This window comes from Dactylosporangium sp. NPDC049525 (assembly GCF_040676755.1).
GTDB lineage: Bacteria > Actinomycetota > Actinomycetes > Mycobacteriales > Micromonosporaceae > Dactylosporangium.
Map to the genome: position 1 here is coordinate 93,951 of NZ_JBFAPO010000039.1, position 19,883 is coordinate 113,833.

The 19,883-nt window shown below is 69.0% G+C and carries 18 protein-coding genes; 2 read left to right on the forward strand and 16 right to left on the reverse strand.

Annotated elements, in window-relative coordinates; translation table 11 throughout:
* Positions 1-82 precede the first annotated feature (82 nt).
* Positions 83-1,825 carry an EAL domain-containing protein gene (locus AB0K00_RS38975; protein WP_363531603.1) on the forward strand — a complete coding sequence of 581 codons (1,743 nt, stop codon included), beginning with the start codon at positions 83-85 and terminating at the stop codon, positions 1,823-1,825.
* On the opposite strand, the gene AB0K00_RS38980 is transcribed toward AB0K00_RS38975, so the two are convergent.
* Positions 1,822-3,462, reverse strand: a complete 1,641-nt coding sequence (locus tag AB0K00_RS38980; protein WP_363531605.1) for an alpha-amylase family protein — start codon at positions 3,460-3,462, stop codon at positions 1,822-1,824. The two genes, AB0K00_RS38975 and AB0K00_RS38980, sit on opposite strands and share 4 nt — an antisense overlap.
* A gap of 87 nt (positions 3,463-3,549) precedes the next feature.
* On the opposite strand from AB0K00_RS38980, the gene AB0K00_RS38985 reads away from it, so the two are divergent.
* The gene (locus tag AB0K00_RS38985) at positions 3,550-4,434 is read left to right on the forward strand and encodes a helix-turn-helix transcriptional regulator (protein ID WP_363531608.1); all 885 of its coding nucleotides are present in this window, start codon (positions 3,550-3,552) and stop codon (positions 4,432-4,434) included.
* A gap of 454 nt (positions 4,435-4,888) precedes the next feature.
* Here AB0K00_RS38985 and AB0K00_RS38990 read toward each other — a convergent pair whose 3' ends face one another.
* The 15 genes from AB0K00_RS38990 to AB0K00_RS39060 form a co-directional block, all read right to left on the reverse strand.
* Positions 4,889-6,481, reverse strand: coding sequence for an alpha-amylase family glycosyl hydrolase (locus AB0K00_RS38990; protein ID WP_363531610.1), 1,593 nt, complete (start codon positions 6,479-6,481; stop codon positions 4,889-4,891).
* Positions 6,482-6,575: 94 nt separating this feature from the next.
* Complete coding sequence (locus AB0K00_RS38995) at positions 6,576-7,598, reverse strand: carbohydrate ABC transporter permease (RefSeq protein ID WP_363531613.1); 1,023 nt, start codon at positions 7,596-7,598, stop codon at positions 6,576-6,578.
* A gap of 112 nt (positions 7,599-7,710) precedes the next feature.
* On the reverse strand, positions 7,711-8,703 hold the full coding sequence (locus tag AB0K00_RS39000; RefSeq protein WP_363531616.1) for a sugar ABC transporter permease: 993 nt from the start codon (positions 8,701-8,703) through the stop codon (positions 7,711-7,713).
* Between the two features lie 104 nt (positions 8,704-8,807).
* The gene (locus AB0K00_RS39005) at positions 8,808-10,178 is read right to left on the reverse strand and encodes an extracellular solute-binding protein (protein ID WP_363531619.1); all 1,371 of its coding nucleotides are present in this window, start codon (positions 10,176-10,178) and stop codon (positions 8,808-8,810) included.
* A gap of 511 nt (positions 10,179-10,689) precedes the next feature.
* A complete protein-coding gene (locus tag AB0K00_RS39010; protein WP_363531622.1) occupies positions 10,690-11,730 on the reverse strand; it encodes a LacI family DNA-binding transcriptional regulator in 1,041 nt (346 codons plus the stop codon).
* A 122-nt stretch (positions 11,731-11,852) separates the two neighbouring features.
* On the reverse strand, positions 11,853-12,335 hold the full coding sequence (locus AB0K00_RS39015; protein ID WP_363531625.1) for a hypothetical protein: 483 nt from the start codon (positions 12,333-12,335) through the stop codon (positions 11,853-11,855).
* An 8-nt stretch (positions 12,336-12,343) separates the two neighbouring features.
* Complete coding sequence (locus AB0K00_RS39020) at positions 12,344-12,706, reverse strand: response regulator (RefSeq protein ID WP_363531628.1); 363 nt, start codon at positions 12,704-12,706, stop codon at positions 12,344-12,346.
* Positions 12,703-13,179 carry a chemotaxis protein CheX gene (locus tag AB0K00_RS39025; RefSeq protein ID WP_363531631.1) on the reverse strand — a complete coding sequence of 159 codons (477 nt, stop codon included), beginning with the start codon at positions 13,177-13,179 and terminating at the stop codon, positions 12,703-12,705. Before AB0K00_RS39025 ends, AB0K00_RS39020 begins: the two co-directional genes overlap by 4 nt.
* Positions 13,176-13,577: a response regulator gene (locus AB0K00_RS39030; protein ID WP_327008657.1), complete on the reverse strand. Its 402-nt coding sequence runs from the start codon at positions 13,575-13,577 to the stop codon at positions 13,176-13,178. The genes AB0K00_RS39025 and AB0K00_RS39030 overlap by 4 nt, the downstream gene beginning before the upstream one ends.
* Positions 13,578-13,583: 6 nt before the next feature.
* Positions 13,584-14,441: a CheR family methyltransferase gene (locus AB0K00_RS39035; protein WP_363531634.1), complete on the reverse strand. Its 858-nt coding sequence runs from the start codon at positions 14,439-14,441 to the stop codon at positions 13,584-13,586.
* Positions 14,438-15,649 carry a chemotaxis response regulator protein-glutamate methylesterase gene (locus tag AB0K00_RS39040; RefSeq protein ID WP_363531637.1) on the reverse strand — a complete coding sequence of 404 codons (1,212 nt, stop codon included), beginning with the start codon at positions 15,647-15,649 and terminating at the stop codon, positions 14,438-14,440. Before AB0K00_RS39040 ends, AB0K00_RS39035 begins: the two co-directional genes overlap by 4 nt.
* Positions 15,650-15,829: 180 nt before the next feature.
* Positions 15,830-16,720: a hypothetical protein gene (locus tag AB0K00_RS39045; protein ID WP_363531640.1), complete on the reverse strand. Its 891-nt coding sequence runs from the start codon at positions 16,718-16,720 to the stop codon at positions 15,830-15,832.
* Between the two features lie 88 nt (positions 16,721-16,808).
* Positions 16,809-18,350, reverse strand: a complete 1,542-nt coding sequence (locus AB0K00_RS39050) for a methyl-accepting chemotaxis protein (protein WP_363531643.1) — start codon at positions 18,348-18,350, stop codon at positions 16,809-16,811.
* A gap of 4 nt (positions 18,351-18,354) precedes the next feature.
* A complete protein-coding gene (locus AB0K00_RS39055; protein ID WP_327008652.1) occupies positions 18,355-18,810 on the reverse strand; it encodes a chemotaxis protein CheW in 456 nt (151 codons plus the stop codon).
* Between the two features lie 2 nt (positions 18,811-18,812).
* Positions 18,813-19,883 (reverse strand): chemotaxis protein CheW (locus AB0K00_RS39060; protein ID WP_363531646.1); only part of this gene is annotated, 1,071 nt, incomplete at its 5' end.

A 19,883-nucleotide genomic window follows, 5' to 3' on the forward strand; every position in this document is an offset into this window, starting at 1 on the left:
ACCGAAACGGCTCGACAAGACCACTGAGCGTCGATTCTTGAATGCTTCCTGGCACGGTAATCTTCGCGCCAGGGGTGATGCGGTGACCGGGGACGACGGCCAGGGTGATGGCGTCATCGAGCCTGCGCTGTCCGACCTCGCGCGCCGGTGGGTCACCGCCGTCCGCCAGACCAATTACCTCGACCTCGGCGCCGAGGCACTGCGCGGCCGCTTCGACGACCTCGTCGTGCGGCTCGCCGACGTGCTGCGCTCCGAGCCCTTCGACCCCACGCCCGCCACCGCCGTGGGATCCGCGCTCGTCCAGGTGGGGCTGTCCAGCCCCGAGGCGCTGCAGCGCACGATCGCGGTCCTGGCCGGCCTGCCCGCCGCGGCCGACGGCAAGCCCGACGACGACCGGATCGGTGCGATCCTCGGCGCGGTCGCGGCCGGCTTCACCCGCAGCGCACGCCAGCGCGTCCTCGACGACCAGGAGCGCATCCGCCGCGCCTGGGCCAGGGCGCTCACCGACGCCGAGCACAGCCTCCAGCTGGAGCTGCACCACCAGGCGCACCACGACCCGCTGACCGGCCTGCCCAACCGCGTCCTGCTCTACCGGCACCTCACCGACACGCTCAGTGAGGCCGGCGACCGCGACCGGATCGGGGTCTGCTTCCTGGACCTCGACGAGTTCAAGACCATCAACGACACCCTCGGGCACGGCTCCGGCGACCGGCTCCTGGTCGCCCTCGCCGACCGGCTCCGGGCCTGCGTCAACGGCGCCGGGCACTTCGTGGCCAGGGTCGGCGGCGACGAGTTCGTCGTGGTCGTCCGCGACAGCAGCGGACCGGGCCAGCTGACCGAGCTGGCCGAGTCGATGCTCGCCGAGCTCAGCAAGCCGGTGCGGCTGGACGGTCACGAGCTGTCGGTGTCGGCGAGCATCGGCATCGTCGAGCAGCCGTGCCGCGACGCCGAGCCCGAGGAGCTGCTGCGCGCCGCCGACGCCACCCTCTACCTGGCCAAGGAGGAGGGCCGGGCCCGCTACGCGCTGTTCGACGTCAAGCGCAACGCCCAGCAGGTCCTGCGGTACGGGTTGACCGGCCGGCTCGCCGGTGCCCTGGACCGCGGCGAGTTCGAGCTGGTGTATCAGCCCCTCGTGGCCCTCGCCGACAACCGGCTGCGCGGCGCTGAGGCGCTGCTGCGGTGGCGGCACCCGGACCTGGGCACCGTCTCGCCCAACACGTTCATCCCCGTCGCCGAGCAGTCCGGCATGATCCACCCGCTGGGCCGCTGGGTGCTGCGCGAGTCCTGCCGGGTCGCCGCCGACTGGCAGCGCGCCCACCCGGACACGCCGCTGCTCATCAGCGTCAACGTCTCACCGCGCCAGTGCACCGACCCGCGGCTGCTCGACGACGTCCGGCACGCCCTCGCCGACACCGGCCTCGATCCGGCCAACCTGCAGCTCGAGCTGACCGAGACGGTGCTCATGCAGTCGACCGGCCAGCCGATCCAGACCCTGCGCACCATCGCCGACCTCGGCGTGCGCATCGTCATCGACGACTTCGGCATCGGCTACTCCAACCTCGCCTACCTGCGCCACCTGCCGGTGCACGGGCTGAAGCTCGCCGGCGCCTTCATGGCCGGCATCCGCTCCCTGGCCAGCGACCACGTGGACGAGCAGATCGTGGAGACGGTCATCCGGCTCGCGCACACCTTGCAGATGACCGTCACTGCCGAGGGCATCGAGACCGCCGACCAGGCGGCCCGCCTCGCCGCCCTCGGCTGCGACCTCGGCCAGGGCTGGCACTTCGGCCGTCCCGTGACCCCCGACGCGATCCGGGGCGTCTAGGCGTTGCTGCGGCGCAGCCGGATCCAGCGGTATCCGTAACCGGACAGCTGCAGCTGCGTGAAGTCGCCGACCGGCTCGTACTCCTGGTTGGCGAAGACGTCGTTGGGCAGGTGCGTGTCCTTGGCCAGGTTGCCCAGGTCCACGGTGACCTCCTCGGTGCCGAGGTTGTGCAGGAACAGCATCGAGCCGGTCGGGCCGTCGGCGCGGTGGGCGAGGACCCCCGCCGGCATCGGCTGGTCCACGCAGGCGCAGGTGCCGCCGCCGACCTCGGGGCTCTCCCGCAGGGTCCGGATCATCCGCTCGAACCACGCCAGCAGCGACGCCGGGTCGCGCCGCTGCGCGGTGACGTTGACGGTCTCGTAGCCGTACTCGCCCTTGCTGATCACCGGGCGGATCGGCTCGGCGTCGCTGAAGCCGCTGTTGGTGGCGTAGGACCACTGCATCGGCGTCCGGATGGCGTACCGGCCGGCCTGGGTCAGGTCCTCCCCCATGCCGATCTCCTCGCCGTAACGCAGCACCGGGGTGCCGCGCAGCGTGAACTGCAGCGAGTAGGCAAGCTCAAGGCGGCTCCGGTCGCCACCGAGCATGGGGCCGAGGCGGCGGCGGATGCCCCGGTCGTACAGCCGCATGTCCTCGTCGGGGCCGAACTGCTCGAACACGTCCTCGCGCTGCTCGGCGGTGAGCCGCGACAGGTCGATCTCGTCGTGGTTGCGCAGGAACGTCGCCCACTGACCGCCCGGCGGCAGCTTCGGGGTGGTCTTCAGCCAGTCGATGACCGGCTCGGGGTTCTGCCGCGCCAGGGCGAGCACCAGGCGGCCGTTGAGCATGAAGTCGAAGAGCATGTGGATGCGGTTCGCCGAGCCGCCCGCGTCGCCGAAGTACTCCGGCAGCTTCTCCGGCTCTACGTTGGCCTCGGCGAGCAGGACCGCGTCACCGCGCCGCCACTGGATGTGCTGGCGCAGCTCGCTGAGGTAGTCGAAGTCCATCGGGCTCTGACTGTTGCCCGGCTCCGTCAGCTCGATGATGAACGGCACCGCGTCCATGCGGAACCCGGCCACGCCGAGCTGGATCCAGAACGCGAGGATCTTCTTGACCTCGGTGCGCACGAGGGGGTTGGCGAAGTTCAGGTCCGGCTGGAAGTCGTAGAAGCGGTGGTAGTACCAGGCGCGGGCCTTGCGGTGATACGTCCACGTCTCCGCCTGCTCGCCGGGGAACACCATCCCCTGGAAGCGGTCGGCGGGCTCCTTGTCGGCCCAGACGAACCAGTCCCGATACGGCGAGTCCTTCGACGCGACCGCCGACTGGAACCACGGGTGCTCGTCCGACGTGTGATTCACCACCAGGTCGATGATGACCTTGATCCCCCGGTTCGCCGCCTCGTGCAGCAACTCGGCGAAGTCGCCCAGGGTGCCCAGCCTCGGATCGACGTTGTAGAAGTCCGTGGCGTCGTAGCCGTCGTCCCTACCGGGTGTCGGATGGATCGGATGCAACCAGAGACAGTTGATCCCGAGCCTGGTCAGGTAGTCCAGACGGCTGATGAGACCTTGAAAGTCACCGATGCCATCCCCGTTGGAGTCCTGGAACGTCTCGACGTCCAAGCAATAGATGACACTCTCGGTGTACCAGCGCTCGCCCATGTGCTCCGGGTTACCGAAACGGCAATTACGCAAACGCGCGCTTGCGTGCGCCCCGCCCCGACCGCGAGGATGGCTCCCGGGGGGCTGATGGTCGACTTCGCCGGCGCGCTACGTGACGCCATCCAGGCACGGGGCCTGGGACTGGAACGCATCCAGGAGCGGCTTCGCGCCGAGGGTTTCTCGGTGAGTCTCGCCACGTTGAGTTACTGGCAGACGGGACGGAGCCGCCCGGAGCGGCGTGAGTCCCTGGCTGCCCTCGCCGAGCTCGAGAAGATCCTGGAGGTCGATCCGGGGACCCTGGCTGCCCTCGTGGGGCCTCCGCGCCCGCGCGGGCGGCATCTGCACAAGAGCCAGGAGGCACCCGCGCTGGGGGCGTTCTGGTCCGAGCAGGACCTCATCACCGACCTGGCGCAGGGCGTCGACACCCGCTGGGACGAGCGGCTGACCCGGCTCAGCCAGCACGACCGGGTCAACGTGGGCCCGGAGCGCGGCGAGGTCTCGTTTCTGGTCCGGCAGGTGCTGCGGGCCGAAGCCGATGGCCCCGACCGCTACGTGGTCATCGTGCGTCTCGACGAGCTGGAGCACCCGCTGCCGCTGGTGACCGCGGTCCGCAACTGCCGCCTCGGCCGGGTGGTCGAGCACGTGGAAAGCGCGTTTCTCCTGGCGGAGCTACTGTTCGACCGCCCGCTCGCCAAGGGCGAGACGGTCATCACCGAACATGCGCTGCACAATTATCCGCCGTTTCCGACGGCGACCAATTATGAGCGCAAGTTTCGGCTTCCGGTGCGTGAATACGTGCTTGAGGTCTGTTTCGACCCGGGCGCGCTGCCGCGGGCCGTCTATCAGTTCCAGCAGATGGACGGCCAGACCGAACAAGTGACCCCTTACGAGGTCGACGTGGGCAATTCGGTCCACGCGATCGCGCTTGACTACGGCCCGGGTCGATACGGGTTCCGATGGGATTGGGATTGAGTTGGCTGCTCAGATGGTCTTGGGCAGTTGAGAACAACGGGGCGCCGGTGTGGCCAGCGCCCCGCCTCTGTTCCCGGACATTACCGGCGTCACCATCTGAACGGCTGGGATGTCGCCGCGACGGTAAGGGTGGAACGCATGTGCCGCCTCCACAAGGAAGTTCGTTTTCCTTGCCGATGACGTTATGGCGGCACGCGAACCACCGGAAGATCTATCCCCGGCTTAACAGTTAACGCTCGACCACTCTCCGCCGTTAACAGTTAAGTATGGGAAATAGATCGTTCACAAACCCGCACGCCACCTGGCGAAAGCGGACCGGGCGGTCGCACCCGCCAACTTGTGCGACCGCCCGGCGATCATGGGCGACGCCGGCCTGGCCGGCTGGCGCTGGGCCCGGTGGCGGCCGGAGCCCAGCGCCAGGTTCCAGGCGGCGTCTGCGGGGTGCTGCGGTGGGTCAGGACAGCCGCAGCCAGGCTGAGGCGTCCGGAGGGAGCGTGCCGTCGTCGTTGAGCGGCACGCTGCTGACGAGCACCTCGCGGTGCGGCGGCAGCGGGGCCGGGGCGGCGCCGAGGTTGGTGACGTTGGCGAAGGTGTCGTCGCGGGCGAAGGCGAGCACGTCCGGCGCGGAGTCGAGCCAGCGCATCGGGCCGTCGCCGAGGGACGGTTCGGCCCGGCGGACGCGCAGGCAGTCCCGGTAGAGCTCCAGGAAGGAGCCTGGGACGCCTTCCTGCGCGGCGACGGTCTTGCCGGCCCAGCTCGCGGGCTGCGGCAGCCACGGCCCGCCAGAGGCGTCGGCGGGGCTGAAGCCGAAGGGGCTCTGCTCGCCGGACCAGGGCAGCGGGACCCGGCAGCCGTCGCGGCCGGGGTTGGTGCCGCCGGAGCGGTGGAACATCGGGTCCTCGCGCAGGGCGTCGTCGAGGTCCTCGACCTCTTCGAGTCCGAGCTCCTCGCCCTGGTACAGGTAGACCGCGCCCGGCAGCGACATGATGAGCAGCGCGGCGGCACGCGCCCGGCGGGTGCCGAGGTCGAGGTCGGACGGCACGTCGCGGCGCTTCTCGGCGAAGGAGAAGTTGGTCGACTCGCGGCCGAAGCGGGTGACCTCACGGGTGACGTCATGGTTGCTCAGGACCCAGGTGGCGGGCGCGGCGACCGGTGCGTGCACCTCGAGGGTCATGTCGATCTCGTGGCGGAGCCGCTCGGCCTCCCACGGCGCGTTGAGGAACGCGAAGTTGAAGGCGGTGTGCAGCTCGTTCGGGGCCAGGTACCGGGCGAACGCCTCGTGGTCGGGCAGCCACACCTCGCCGATGAGGGCGCGCGGCGGGCTGTACGTGTCGGAGATGCGCCGCCAGCTCTGGTAGACGTCGTGGATGCCCTCGTTGTCCTCGTACTTGTCGCTGACGAGGGGGTCCTTGATGAGCACGGCGGCGGAGTCGATGCGGATGCCGTCGATGCCCCGGTCGAGCCAGAACCGCACGATGTCCTCGAACTCGTCGCGGACGGCCGGGTGGTCCCAGTTGAAGTCGGGCTGCTCGGACGCGAACAGGTGCAGGTACCACTCGCCGTCGGGGACGCGGGTCCACGCGGGGCCGCCGAAGATGGACTGCAGGTCGGTCGGCGGCTGGTCGCCCTCCGGGCCGCGACCCTTGCGGAACCAGAACAGGTCGCGTTCGGGCGAGCCGGGCGCGGACGCCAGGGCCTTCTGGAACCAGGCGTGCTGGTCGGAGCAGTGGTTGGGCACGATGTCGCAGATGACGCGGATGCCCGCGGCGTGCGCCTCCTCGATCAGCTTCTCGGCTTCCGCGAGGGTGCCGAAGATCGGGTCGATGGCGCGGAAGTCGGCGACGTCGTAGCCGCCGTCGGCGAGCGGGGACGGGTACCACGGCACGATCCAGATCGCGTCGACACCGAGGCCGGCCAGGTATGGCAGTCTGGAACGCAGGCCCGCCAGGTCGCCGACGCCGTCGCCGTTGCCGTCGGCGAAGCTACGCAGATAGACCTGGTAGATAGCGGCACTGCGCCACCAAGCTTGGTGGTGTTGGTCGGCCACGTGGAACCTGCTTTCTCACACTCGGATTGCCTGTACACGACTGTCGGCGGCGCGGGCCGGGGACGGTCCCCGGGATCTGGCGAAGGGTCGCGGGCTATCCCTTCACGGCCCCACCCAATCCTGCACCTGACAGGAACAGGCGCTGGAAGGCGATGAAGAACACGATCGGGATGAGGGTCGAGATCGCGAGAGCGGCGAGGAACACGCCGAGGTCCGTCTGCGAGGCGATCGCGGGCAGGCGCACCGACAGCGGCTGCTTGGCCGGGTCCTTCAGCACCAGCATCGGCCACAGGAAGTCCTTCCAGCTGGCGATGGTGGCGAACACCGACACGACGCCGAGGATGGGCTTGGACATCGGCAGGACGACCGACCAGAACAGCCGGAACGTGCTGGCGCCGTCGACCTTGGCCGCCTCGAACACCTCGCGCGGGAGGCCGTCGAAGAACCGCGTCATGAGCACCACGTTGAACGCGCTCGCGCCCGAGGGCAGCCAGACGGCGAGGAAGTTGTTGATCATCGACGTGCCGACGACCGGCGGGTTGAGGATCGTGAGGTACAGCGGTACGAGGAGCACGACGCTCGGCACGAACAGCGTCGCGATCACCAGCCCGTTGACGATCTTGCCCCAGGCGGGCCGCAGGACGGACAGCACGTAGCCGCCGGTGGTCGCGACGAGCATCTGCACGAACCAGGAGCCGGCCGCGAGCCAGATCGTGTTGAGGAAGTAGTGGCTGATCTGGACGTCGTTCCACGCCTCGGAGATGTTCGCCAGGCGCACGCCGTGCGGGAAGATCGCCAGGGGCGTGCGGATGATGTCCTGCGTGGGTGTGATCGCGTACTTCGCCAGCAGCAGGATCGGCCCGATGCCGACCAGCAGGAGCAGCCCGAGCAGGACCGCGTGCAGGGTCGCCATGGTCGCCCGGACGCGCGGGTTGCGCCAGTCCTTCGCCGAGACGTAGCCACGGCCGCCATCGAAGTCGGACTTCCTGCGCTTGCGGGCCGGTCGCGCGACGCCGGCCGCGCCGATCGGAGCCGCGACGTCGGACGCCCGCCCCCATGGGCCCGCGACGACGGGCCCGGTGCCCTGCCGCCGCCCGCTGGGATCGGTGACGGTCATGGTGGTCCTCTTCCCCTCGGAGCTATGTTGACCGGTCATGCCGCCGCCTCCGGCGTCGGCACGACCCGATGCTGGGCCCATGATGACCGGCCCGAGACGCTACGCTGGCCGGTCATGACTTGCTCCAGCCGGATGTGAGCTTGAAGTACACCAGCGACAGGATCGCCAGGAACGTCGCGAGCATGACGGACAGTGCCGTCGCCGCGCCGTAGTTGCCGCCCAGGGACCTGCCGAACGCATAGTCGTAGATCATCAGCAGGATCGTGAGCGTGGCGTTCGCGGGTCCGCCGCCGGTGAACAGGTACGGCTCCAGGAACACCTGGACGGTGCCGATGATCTGCAGGATGAAGGTGATGAGCAGGACGCCGCGCAGTTGCGGCATGCTGACGTGCCACACCCTGCGCCAGATGCCGGCGCCGTCGACCTCCGCAGCGTCGTACAGCTCGTCCGGAACGCTCAGCAGCGCGGCCAGGTAGATGATCACGGTCCCGCCGGCGGCGGCCCAGGTCGCCTCGACGACGAGGGACGGCATGGCCAGGGACTGGCTCGACAGCCACGAGTACGGGCCGAGCCCGACGTAGCTCAGCATCGTGTTGAACACGCCGCCGGGGCTACCGTCGTAGAAGAACTTCCACAGCAGCACGGCGACGACCGGCGGCACCACGACCGGGAGGTAGGCGAGCACGGAGAACACGCCCTTGCGCCGGCGTACCGAGCTCATCAGCACCGCGGCGACGAGCGGGATCGGGTAGCCGAACACCAGGGCGAGCAGTGCGAAGTAGAGGGTGTTGAGGATCGCCGTGGGCAGGTCGGGGTCGGTGAGCACGAACTCGAAGTTCTTCCAGCCGACCCAGGTCGGTGTCCCGACGAGGTTGGTCTTCTGGAAGCTCATGACGATCGACCGGACGATCGGCCACCATGAGAAAACCCCGAAGATGATCAGGAGCGGCAGCGCGAACAGGAGCGAGCTCAGCCCGCCGCGCTGGACCCAGGTCACGGGGTCGCGCCGGCGGACCCGCCTGCCGCTGGACCCGACCGAGCCCGGGTCGTGGTTGCCCCCGCCGGCGGCACCGCCGGTCTGCCGCAGGGCGCCCGATGCACTCACGACACTCCACTCCTCGTACTGGTTTCAGGGGCAGAGCCCCCGGTGTGGGCCGCCGGTCTCCCCGCGGCCCACACCTGGCGGGTTGTTGATGGTGTGGTGAGTGATCAGCCGGCCGAGTCGATGGCGCGCTGCGCCTTCGTGTTGGCGTCGGTGAGGAGCTGGTCGATGTTGGCGTTCTTGTCGGTCAGCACGGCCTGGACGACCGAGTCGAGCGACTTGTAGACGTCCTGGGTGGCGATGGCCGGCTCGTTGACGACCTTGGCCTGGAAGACCTTGCTGGTGAAGCTGGTCATCTGGTCCAGCGGCACGTTGACGAGGGGCTTGATCCAGCCCTGGTACGTCTCGTACTGCTGCTGCGAGAAGATCGGCAGCTCAGGGGTACCCACGGGCTGCTTGCTCGCGAGCTGGATGTCCGCAACCTTCTTCGCGGCGGCCTCGCTGGTGTACTTACGCAGGTAGTGGTAGTCGATCCACTTGATCGCCGCGGCCTTCTCGTTGGCGTTGGCCTTGGCGGAAACGGCCGCCATGGTGCCACCGCCGAGGACGCCGGCGTCGCCGCCGGTCAGCGGGATCATCGTGAGGCCGTAGGTCTTCGGGTCGATGTTGTTGGTCTGCACCAGGCTCGTGTAGACGTCCTGACCCGAGGTGTACATGCCGATCTTGCCAGCGGCGAACGCCTGGTTGATGCCGGTCCAGTCGTAGTCGAAGTTCGCGCCCATGGAGTTGTCGGTCCAGCGCATGTCCTTCAGGAACTGCAGCGAGGCCTTGGTGGCGTCGTTGGTGAGGGTGGCCTTCTTGCCGTCCTCGAGGCGACCGCCACGGGCGTAGGTGTCGACCGTCAGCTGCCAGCCGCCGGTGCCGTCCTTGGCCATCTGCGCGAAGCCGGCCTGCTGGGTCTTCTCCGCGATCGCCTTGGCGGCGGTGCGGACCTCGTCCCAGGTCGTCGGCGGCTTGGCCGGGTCGAGGCCGGCCTTGGTGAACAGGTCACGGTTGTAGTGCAGGCCGACCGCGTAGACGCTCTTGGCGGGGATGGCGTAGACGTGACCGTCCGGGCCCTGGCCGTACTGCAGAACGTTCGGGTTGAAGTTCTTCGCGTACGACAGCGTGTCCACGCTCGCCTGCATGTCGGCGATCTGGCCGTTGGCGATCAGCGTCTTCGCGTCGGTGAAGGGGATCTCGAACACCGTCGGCAGCGTGCCACCGGCGAGGTCGGCCGCGAACGTCGTGGCCTTCCACTCGTAATCCTTGGTCTGGATCGTGATGTTCGGGTTTTCCTTCTGGAAGTCCGCCACCTCGGCCGCGAGCGCGGTCTGCGCCTCGGGCTTGGCGCCGGGGAGCAGACCCACGACGTTGAGTGTGACCTTGGCGTTCGAGTCGGCGCCCTTGCTGTCGTCGTCGCCGCACGCGACGAGCGTGCTGCTGAGCGCAAGCGCACCCGCGATGGCGAACGCCATCGTGGTACGTGAGTACTTCATCGTCGCTCCTTGTTGGGTGGGGTGTGGAGAAAGTCCGGCCGACCCGGCGGATCGGATGGACGGAGTCGCTGTGCGGGCGGTGGGGCGTCCGACCTGGACCGCTCCGCACGGGTGCGCAGCCTCGCGTCGGCTGCCGTGGGTATTCGCACGTGCTTCAGGCGCGTTACTGATCGGTTTCCGTAGCATCGCGTCAGGGTTTCGGCCTGGCGTAGGCAAGAGATTAGGCTCACTCGCCACAAGAAGTCCATGGTCCGTTGCAAAATTTTAATGATCCACTGGCAGCGGCTTGCATGGACTCGCTCCCATGGCCTGCTGACTTGCACGAAAGCGCCCGAAATCGCGCAGCGAGGGCCAGAAGTCCTTGACCGCGCGTGGCGGTTGTGCCACGGCTTGCAGCGAACCACTGCTTGCGGGCGCAACGAAAGAGCGCCACGACTCCATGCAGGAGTCGTGGCGCTTCATGCAGCTACGGAACCACGCGGCGTGGAAGCCGCTCAGAACACCGCAGGAACTACGCGGCCGAGGCGGCCTTCGTCGGCTTGGGCGCGGCGACCTTCAGGGCGCCGGTGGAGCCCCGCACGACGAGCTCGGGCTCGAAAAGCATCTCCTCGGTCGGCACGAGGGTGCCGGCGACCTGACTGATGAGCAGCGTCACCGCGGCCTGCCCCATCGCCTGGATGGGCTGGCGGACGGTGGTCAGCGGCGGATCCGTGCAGTTCATGAACAAGGAGTCGTCGAAACCGACCACGGAGATGTCGTCGGGCACCTCGCGGCCCAGCCGGCGGGCCGCCCGGATCGCGCCGAGCGCCTGCACGTCGCTGGCGCAGATGATGCCGGTGACGCCGTGCTTGATGAGCCGCGTGGCGCCGGCCCGGCCGCCCTCCATGGAGAAGATGACCCGCTCGACGTCCTCTTCGTTCACGGTGTCGTTGAACCGCGCGGCCGCCTCGAAGGCGGTCAGCTTGCGGTTGGACGGCGCGTGGTCCGCCGGGCCGAGGATCAGCCCGATGCGCTTGTGCCCGAGCGAGACCAGGTGGTTGAACGCCTGGTCCACCGCGTGGCCGTCGTCGACGGACACCCGCGGGAAGCCCAGGTCGTCGATCGCGGCGTTGACCAGCACGGCGGGCAGGCCGCGCTCATGCAGGCGGTGGTAGTGCTCGTGCTCGGCGGCGGCCTGGTGATAGAGCCCGCCGCAGAAGATGATGCCGGACACGTGCTGGTCCAGCAGCATCTCGACGTAGTCGGCCTCCGAGACGCCGTCCGCGGTCCGGGTGCACAGCACTGGCGTGAAGCCCCGCTTGGACAGCGCGCCGGCGACCACCTCGGCGAACGCCGGGAAGATCGGGTTCTGCAGTTCCGGCAGCACGAGGCCCACGAGGCGGGCGCGCTCGCCACGCAGTTTCGTCGGGCGTTCATAGCCCAGCACGTCGAGCGCGGTGAGCACAGCGGTGCGGGTAGCGTCGGAGATGCCGGGCTTGCCGTTGAGCACCCGACTCACGGTCGCCTCGCTCACGCCGGCGTACTTCGCCACCTCAGCGAGTCGTCGAGTCATGCCCGCAAGCGTAGTGCATGTCTACGCAATTTTTTGCACGATGTCGCCCACCCAACCGCTCCGGCGCTGATCATGCGGCTGCGGCCGCCGGAAAACCGGTACAAAGGCCGCAGCCGCAACGATCAGCCAGCGAGCGTGATCGAGATCTTTCCGGCGCCGTATCCCGAGACGTCGACCTTGAGGTCGAGCCGGCGCCCCAGTGCCATCAGCCAGTTCACCGCGTCCGCCGGCGCGCTCTCCCCTGGCAGGAACGTCTGATACAGCTTCAGGCGGGGGACGCCCTCGCGGTTGAGCAGGCCGGCGAGGATGTTGCACACCTCGATGGCGTTCTCGCCGATCATCTTGGAGATCTCGTTGTCCTCGATGCAGGCCTCCGCACCGCCCGGCGGGATCAGACCGATCGCGGCGCCGGCGAAGGCGGTGAGCGCGAAGTCCATCCCGATCACGGCCAGCAGCTGCTGCCGTTCGTCGGTGTAGAGGGCGATCAGGGTCTTGGGGACGTCGGCGGATCGGAGCGGTTCGGCCGGGTTGACCGTGACCGGCCGGCCGAGAAGGTCGTCAAAGAGGTCTTTGACCGCCTTAGGAACGGGCAGAACATGCGACATAGCTCAAATCATCCCAAAATTGGGTCGAGTGCGTCCTTGAATGTGTCCGCTGTGAACGGCTTCGTGACCAGGAAGAGGGCGCCCGCGTCCTCTGCCGCCTGTCGCATCTCGGGGGTGCCCTCGGACGTGACGAAGCCGAACGGCACCTGCACGCCGTTGGCCCGCAGCATCCGCAGGACCTCGACGCCGGTCAGGTGCGGCATGTTCCAGTCCGACAGCACCAGGTCAGGCTTCTCCGCCACGGCCTTGTCGAAGGCTTCCTGCCCGTCACACGCCTCGACCAGATCGTGTCCCTCGTAGCCGGCCTGGCGAAGGGTCCGGGTCACGATCTGCCGCATGACCCGGCTGTCGTCGGCGATCAGAATCTTCATGCGCTTGCTCCAGCAAGATCGGTGGTGCTCTCCAGAACGGTCACGGTGACCGACTCGTCCATCCAGGTGCCGTCGAGGTGGCACACCTCGGTGACCGCCGGGTAGCGACCCGACGTCCCCTCGACGTGTACGTGCGGCAGCGACAGTGCGCTGGGCTCCGGCAGCAGGCTCTTCACGTTGCCGCCGATGATGTTGGCGAGCTCGCCCAGGGCGTCGGCGACGTCCTCCTCGGCGACGTCGTCGAACTCGATGCCCAGCAGTGCGGCGGCGACGTTCTTCGACGCGGCGTCGGAGCAGCTGACGAGAACGTGCCCGCGCCAGGCGCCGGTGACGGAGACCGAGGCCGTGACGTCGGCCTGATGTTTCTCCGCGGGGACCGGCACCAGCGGACTGGAGCCGTCCAGGTCGAGGTAGGAGGACCAGACCTGTTCGGCGATGACCTTCAGGTCATCCTCGGTGGGGTTCGTCGTCATGCTGCGACTCCGTTCGGGACGAGGCCAAGCAGTGCCAGCTTGTCGATGATCGCGTCCGGCGTGAACGGCTTGATCACGTATTCGTGCGCGCCCGATGCGAGCGCCCGCACGATCTGGCTCTGTTCGCTCTCCGTCGTGACCATCATCAACGTCATCCCGCGCAGGCGGGGCTCGGCACGGACCGCGGTCACGAACTCCAGCCCGTTCATCTCGGGCATGTTCCAGTCGACCAGCGCCAGGCCGGGGATCTCGCCGTCACCGTCGAGAACGTTGGCGGTGAGGTAGTCCATCGCCTCTTGGCCGTTGCCCGCCTCGACCACGTCGAAGCCGAGCTGTGCCACGATCCGCTTCAAAATGAGGCGCATCGCGCGCGAATCGTCGATCACCATGGTGAGCATCTGGCGTCACCCCTTTCCTACTGCGCTCACGGAAGCGGCGGTCTTCGGTGCGGCCCGCAGCTTGTAGGCGGACGTCCGACCGGCGACCACCCGTTCGAATCTGTCGTCGATGCCGATCGTCGTCTCGGCCGAGCCCAGGAAGAGCCAGCCGTCTGGCCGCAGCGTGCCGGCCACCCGTTGCAGCACCGTCCGCTTCGTCTGGACATCGAAGTAGATCAGCACGTTGCGGATGAACACGATGTCGAACGGCCCCATCGAAGGGAACGGCGCGGCCAGGTTGAGCCGGCGGAACGAGACGTTCTTGCGCAACGCCTGGGCGATCTGCCAGTGCGCCCCGTTGCGCTCGAAGTGCTTCACCAGCAGCGGCGCCGGCAGTCCCCGGTTGACCTCCAGCTGGGTGTACTGGCCCGCCTCGGCCCGGGTGAGCATCTCGGTGGAGATGTCGGTGCCGATGATGTCGAAGGACCAGCCGGGCGGCAGGTTGTCCTGCAGCACCATCGAGATCGTGTACGGCTCCTGGCCGCTGGAGCTGGCCGCCGACCACACCTTGATCGAGCGGGTGGTCGCCCGCCGTACCAGCAGATCCGGCAGCACGGTCTCGACGAGCTGCTTGAACGGCTCGCCGTCGCGGAAGAACGACGTCTCGTTGGTCGTGAGCGCGTCCACGATCTTGCGGTGGACCTCCGGTTCGGGCCGTTGCTGGGCACGGGCGACGAACTCCGACACGCTCGGCAGGCCGGACTGCCGGGCCAGCGGCAGCAGCCTCGCCTCCACCAGGTACTCCTTGCCCGCCTCGAGCACGATCGCCGCGTCGCGCCGAACGAGGCCGCTGATGAAGGCGAACTCCTGGGCAGTCAATGTCATCGGGTCACCTCCATGGACTTCGCACCCCGACCACCGGCGGTACGGCTGATGAGATGGTGGGCGATCTCGCCCAGCGGTAGGACGGCATGCGCCAGCCCGGCCGTCGCCACCGCGCCGGGCATGCCCCAGACGACCGAGGTCGCCTCGTCCTGCGCGACGATCTCCGCGCCGGCCCCGCGCAGCTGCTCGGCACCGCGTTTCCCGTCCTGGCCCATCCCGGTGAGGATGATCGCGAGAGTGGCACCGCCATAGACCTTCGCCACCGACCGGAACAGCACGTCGACGGCGGGGCGGCAGAAGTTCTCCGGCGGGCCGGTGTTGAGCTTTGTGACCACCTCGGTCCCGCGACGGTGCACCTCCAGGTGGAAGTCGCCGGGCGCGATGTACACGGTGCCGGGCCGCACGACCATGTCGCCGGTCGCCTCGACGACGGTCAGCGCCGCGGTCCGGTCGAGCCGGTCGGCGAACATCTTGGTGAACACGGGCGGCATGTGCTGGACCACGACCACCGGCACCGGCAGGTTCGCCGGCAGTGCCCGCACGACGGTCGTCAGCGCGTCCGGCCCGCCGGTCGAGCAGCCGATCGTGACGATCTCGACGCGGTCGACCCGCGGCGCGGTGCGCATCGGCGCGGTCGTGGGCGGCCCGGTCACCGGTGGCCGGGTCGAGCCGGGCAGCGGGTTGCCGCCGGGGCGGGCGAGGGGTGGCGCGACGGCGTGGCTGGTGCCGAACGTGCGGGTGTTGGGCCCGATGTTGGGTCCGATGCCGATCGGCCGCGTCGGCGGCGGCGCAAGCGCGGCCCGGCGCCCGCCGCACAGGGCGTGGATCCGCGGGATGATCTGTTCGCGGACCGACCGGATGCTCTCCGCGACGCTGCCGACGTTCGCGGGCTTGGTGACGTAGTCGCTGGCGCCCGCCGACAGCGCGTCCAGGGTCGCCGTCGCGCCGGCCGCGGTGAGCGTGCTGAACATGATGACCGGGAGCCGGGCATACAGGGAGCGGATCGCGCGTAAGGTCTCGAGACCGTCCATGATCGGCATCTCGATGTCCAAGGTCACCAGATCGGGGCGGAGCTGCTCGATCTTCGTGAGCGCCACCTTCCCGTTCGGGGCGGTGCCGACGACCCGGATCTCTGAGTCGTCGCTGAGCGCGTCGGTGATCAGCCGCCGGACGACGACTGAGTCGTCCACCACCAGAACCGAGATCACGCGCCCTTGCCTCCAGCACCGGGGGCCTCACCGCAAATGCGAGGCCCGTCACGTTCCAGCGGGCTAATCGGCGGTGCTCTGGGGACGATGAGGGAAATTCCAAAAGAACCGCCCCTGCCCGGAGCATTCCGGACAGGGGCGATGTTCGGGGGCCTCGTGGGCGATAGGTCAGACCGACAGTCAGACCGACAACGGTCCCATCGCGGTGAAGTACGGGTCGAGCAGCCGCCGGGCGGTCGTGGAGTCCAGCAGGTCACGGACCATGAGGGCCTGGACGGCGCCGCTGAGCAGGTTCCACACCCCGCCGGCCCGGTCGCTGACCGGCACCCCGGAGCGGTCCATGGCCTGCACGAGCAGCAGCTGCGCGGCGGCACCGGCGCGGACCCGGCCGGAGAGGAAGACGGCCCAGGACGCGGAGTGCACGGCCGGCGCCCAGTCGGTCAGGCCGGGGCGGGAGGTGTCGGTGACCTTGTTGAGCTGGCGCATTTCGGCCGGGGACAGCGAGCCGACCCGAGTCAGCATCTGGCGCAGGTCGTCGGCCTGCGGGCCGAGGTCGTGCTCGCGCTCGGGCAGGGCGCGCATCGCGGCGGTGTAGGGGGCGCTCAACCGGCGCCGCGACTCGTCGGTCAGCAGCTCCCGCAGGTAGGCGGCCGCGGCGGCGTCGGACAGCACCCCGGTGGCCTTGCTCGCGACCTCGCTCTGCCGCTGCCGCGGGGCACGCACCTGTGGCGTCGGCATCGTCGCCTGTGCCGGGCGGTTGCCCCAGGTCCAGTCGAGGATGTCGTAGCGCAGGCAGTGCAGCAGCCCGTCGAGGGTGCCGAGCGGGGCGCGCTCGACCACGGCGAGCGCACCGGCGTCGGCGTTCACCGCGCGACGCTCCTGGGCGGCGGCGTCGACGTCACGCCACAGGTCGACGCGGTCCCAGTCGTCGTCGGCACGCGCCGACGCAACCGCGTCAAGGTCACTCTGCGTGAGCGAGAGTCCACGAAGCAAAACATCGGCAGCGGCCGATCCGCCCTGCAGGCGGGAGAGGTCGAAGCCGAGCACGGGGGCGCTAACCAGGCTGTACATGCAACTAGTCTGCAACGCAGCTGCACCCCGGTCTGTCAGCCAAAAGGGTCGTGGGCGGGGTCCTGCGAACGTACCCCGCCCAGCCGGGTCAGATCTTGAACCGTGCGACGAGTGAGCGCATCTCGCTCGACATCCGGGACAGATCCGAAGCCGCGCGTTGCGCCTCCGCTACGTTGAGTGACGTGTTCTGGGTGGCGGCGGCGACCGTGGAGACGTTGGTGGCGATCTCGACGGAGCCGGTCGCGGCCTCGCTGACGCTGCGGTTCATCTCGTTGGTCGTGGCCGTCTGCTCCTCGACCGCGGAGGCGATGGTGAGCTGGTAGTCGTTGATCCGCGAGATGATCTGGCTGATCTCGCCGATCGCGGCGACCGCGCCGGTGGTGTCGGCCTGGATCGCCTCGACCCGCCGGGAGATGTCCTCGGTCGCCCGGGCCGTCTCCTGCGCCAGATCCTTGACCTCGTTGGCGACGACGGCGAAGCCCTTGCCGGCCTCGCCCGCCCGGGCCGCCTCGATCGTGGCGTTGAGCGCGAGCAGGTTGGTCTGCTCGGCGATCGAGGTGATGACCTTGACGACGTTGCCGATCTCCGTGGAGGACTCGCCGAGCCGGGCGACCGCCTGGTTGGTCGACTCGGCCGCCATCACGGCCTGCGACGCGACCTTCGCCGCCTCGCTGGCGTTCTGCGCGATCTCGCGGATCGACAGTCCCATCTCGTCGGCGCCGGCGGCGACGGTCTGCACGTTGCGGGAGACCTGCTCGGCCGCGGCGGCGACCAGGTTGGCCTGGTCGGTGGCCTCGCCGGTGCCGCTGGCGATCTGCGCGCTGACGCCGGTGAGCTCGCTGGCGGACGTGGCCAGGGACGAGGCGGTGTGATCCATCGTCTGCACGGTCGTGCGCATGCTCTCGGTGGCCTTGTTGAGCGCCTCGGCCATGACGCCGACCTCGTCGGTGGACTTGACCTCGACCCGGTGGCTCAGGTCGCCGGCGGCGACGGCGCCGAGCACCTCGGCGACCCGGCGCAGCGGTCGCACGACCAGCGCGGTGACCCACAGGCCGATGCCGAACGCCGCGAGCAGCCCGAGGATGGCGGCGCCGATCAGCATCAGCCGGCTCTGCTCGTAGTCGTGCTGGGCGGCGGCGCGCCACTGCTCGGCCTCGCCGAACTCGGTCGCCTGCAGTTTGTCGATCAGCTGCTGGGCCTTGACGATCTGCGGGGTGGCCTTCGCGGCGGCGATCCTGACGTATTCGTCCAGCCGGCCGGCGTTGGCGGCGGGCAGCATCTCGGTGTCGCGGACGGTCGCGTAGACCTTCATCGCCTCGGCGACAGCGTCGGCGTCGGCGACCCGGTCGGCCGCGGCGCCGGCGGTGTACCTGCCGATCGCCGCCGTGATGCTCTCGGCGGCGGCCTTCTGCTGGTCGGGTGACAGCGCCGCGAGGGTGTCGGTGATCCCGTCGCGGATGTCGGACAGCGCCGCGAACTGGGCGCTCTTCGCGGTGACCCGGCGCATGGTGTCGTTGGCGTCGCTCAGCCCTTGCAGCGCCCCGACGGTGATGGCGATCATGACGATCCCGGCGACGACGAGGGCGCTGAGCACCTTCGTGCGCACCCCGCGGTTGGTGAACCAGTTCATGGACTCATTCCTCGCGATTGCCGGTGCCGGGCTGGCTGGTGTTGACGGCCTTGGTGGTGTCGAGCGCGAGCAGCAGCCTGCCGTCGAGCTTGAACGCGCCGGTGATGAGGTGCCGGCTCGGCCCGTGCAGGGTGTCCGGCGGCGGCTCGAAGGTGTCGTCCTGGAGCGTGACGACCTCGCCGATCCGGTCGACCAGCAGGGAGACGGACTCTTCGTCGGTCTTCACGATCACGTTCATGGCCGGTTCGGCGCTCTTGGTCCGTGGTGGCAGGCCGAGCTGTACCCGCAGGTCGACGGCGGCGATCACCTGGCCGCGGAGGTTGAACAGCCCACCGACGGATTCCGGGGCGAGCGGCACGGGCGTGTACTGGTCGAAGGAGAGGACCTCCTGCACCTTGGCGACGTCGAGCCCGAAGAGCTGGTCGGCGACCTCGAAGGTGGCGTACTGGCGGCTGGCCATGATCAGGCTCCGGCGTGCTGGTAGGTGTAGTCGGCGTTGGTGTCCGACTGGTACGGGTCGTACGGGTCGATGCTGTCGTCGATCTTGGTGTGGAAGAGGGGGTCGGCGGCGAGGATGGCGCGGCGGACGTCGAGGAGTTCGGTGACGCGTTGCTGGATGACGGCGGAGCCGAGCAGGCCGTCGTCGCCGAAGTCGCGGCGGGAGTCGTCGAGGCCTTCCTCGACGATGTCGAGGATCTTCTCCACCGCGAGGGCCACGGACCGCCCGTTCTCGGTGTAGACGACGACCGGCACCGTGGGCCCGGATTCGGTCTCGTACGCGCCGAGCATGTGGGACAGGCGCAGGACCGGCAGGATCTGGTCGCGGTACTGGACGACCTCGCGGCTGCCGGTGCGTTCGATCCGTTCGACCGGGAACTCCTCGAGCCTGGTGACCATGTCGAGGGGGATCGCGACGCGGCGGTCGCCGACGCCGGCGATGAGGAGCCGGTCGCCGTTGCCACCGCCGCGGCGGACGGTGTCGCCCTCGGTCCGTTCGACGCCGGCGGCGAGGTGTGCGCGCCGGGCGAGGGACGCGACGTCGAGGATGAGTGCGACCCGGCCGTCGCCGAGGAGCGTGGCGCCGGCGTACACGCCGATGTCCTTGAACCGGGACGTCAGCGGTTTGACGACGACCTCTTCGGTGTTGAGGACGCGGTCGACGACGAGCCCGAAGCGTTTGCCCTCCGCCTGCAGCACCGCGACGTAGACGTCCTTGTCGTGCTCGCCGTCGCGGGTGAGGCCGAGAATGTCGTCGAGGTAGACGAGGGGCAGGAGCTTGCCGCGGAGGCGGTATACGGGGGCGTCCATGGCGTGTTCGACGACGCGGCCGGACTGCCCGTCCAGATACACCAGTTCATGCACCGCGACCTGCGGGATCACATACCGCTCATCACCACACTCGATCGTCAGCGCCTGAATGATCGCCAGCGTCAACGGAATCGTCAACCGCCACGTCGTGCCCTTCCCCACCACCGAATCCACATCAACCGCACCACCGATGCGCTCAATGTTCGTCTTCACCACATCCATCCC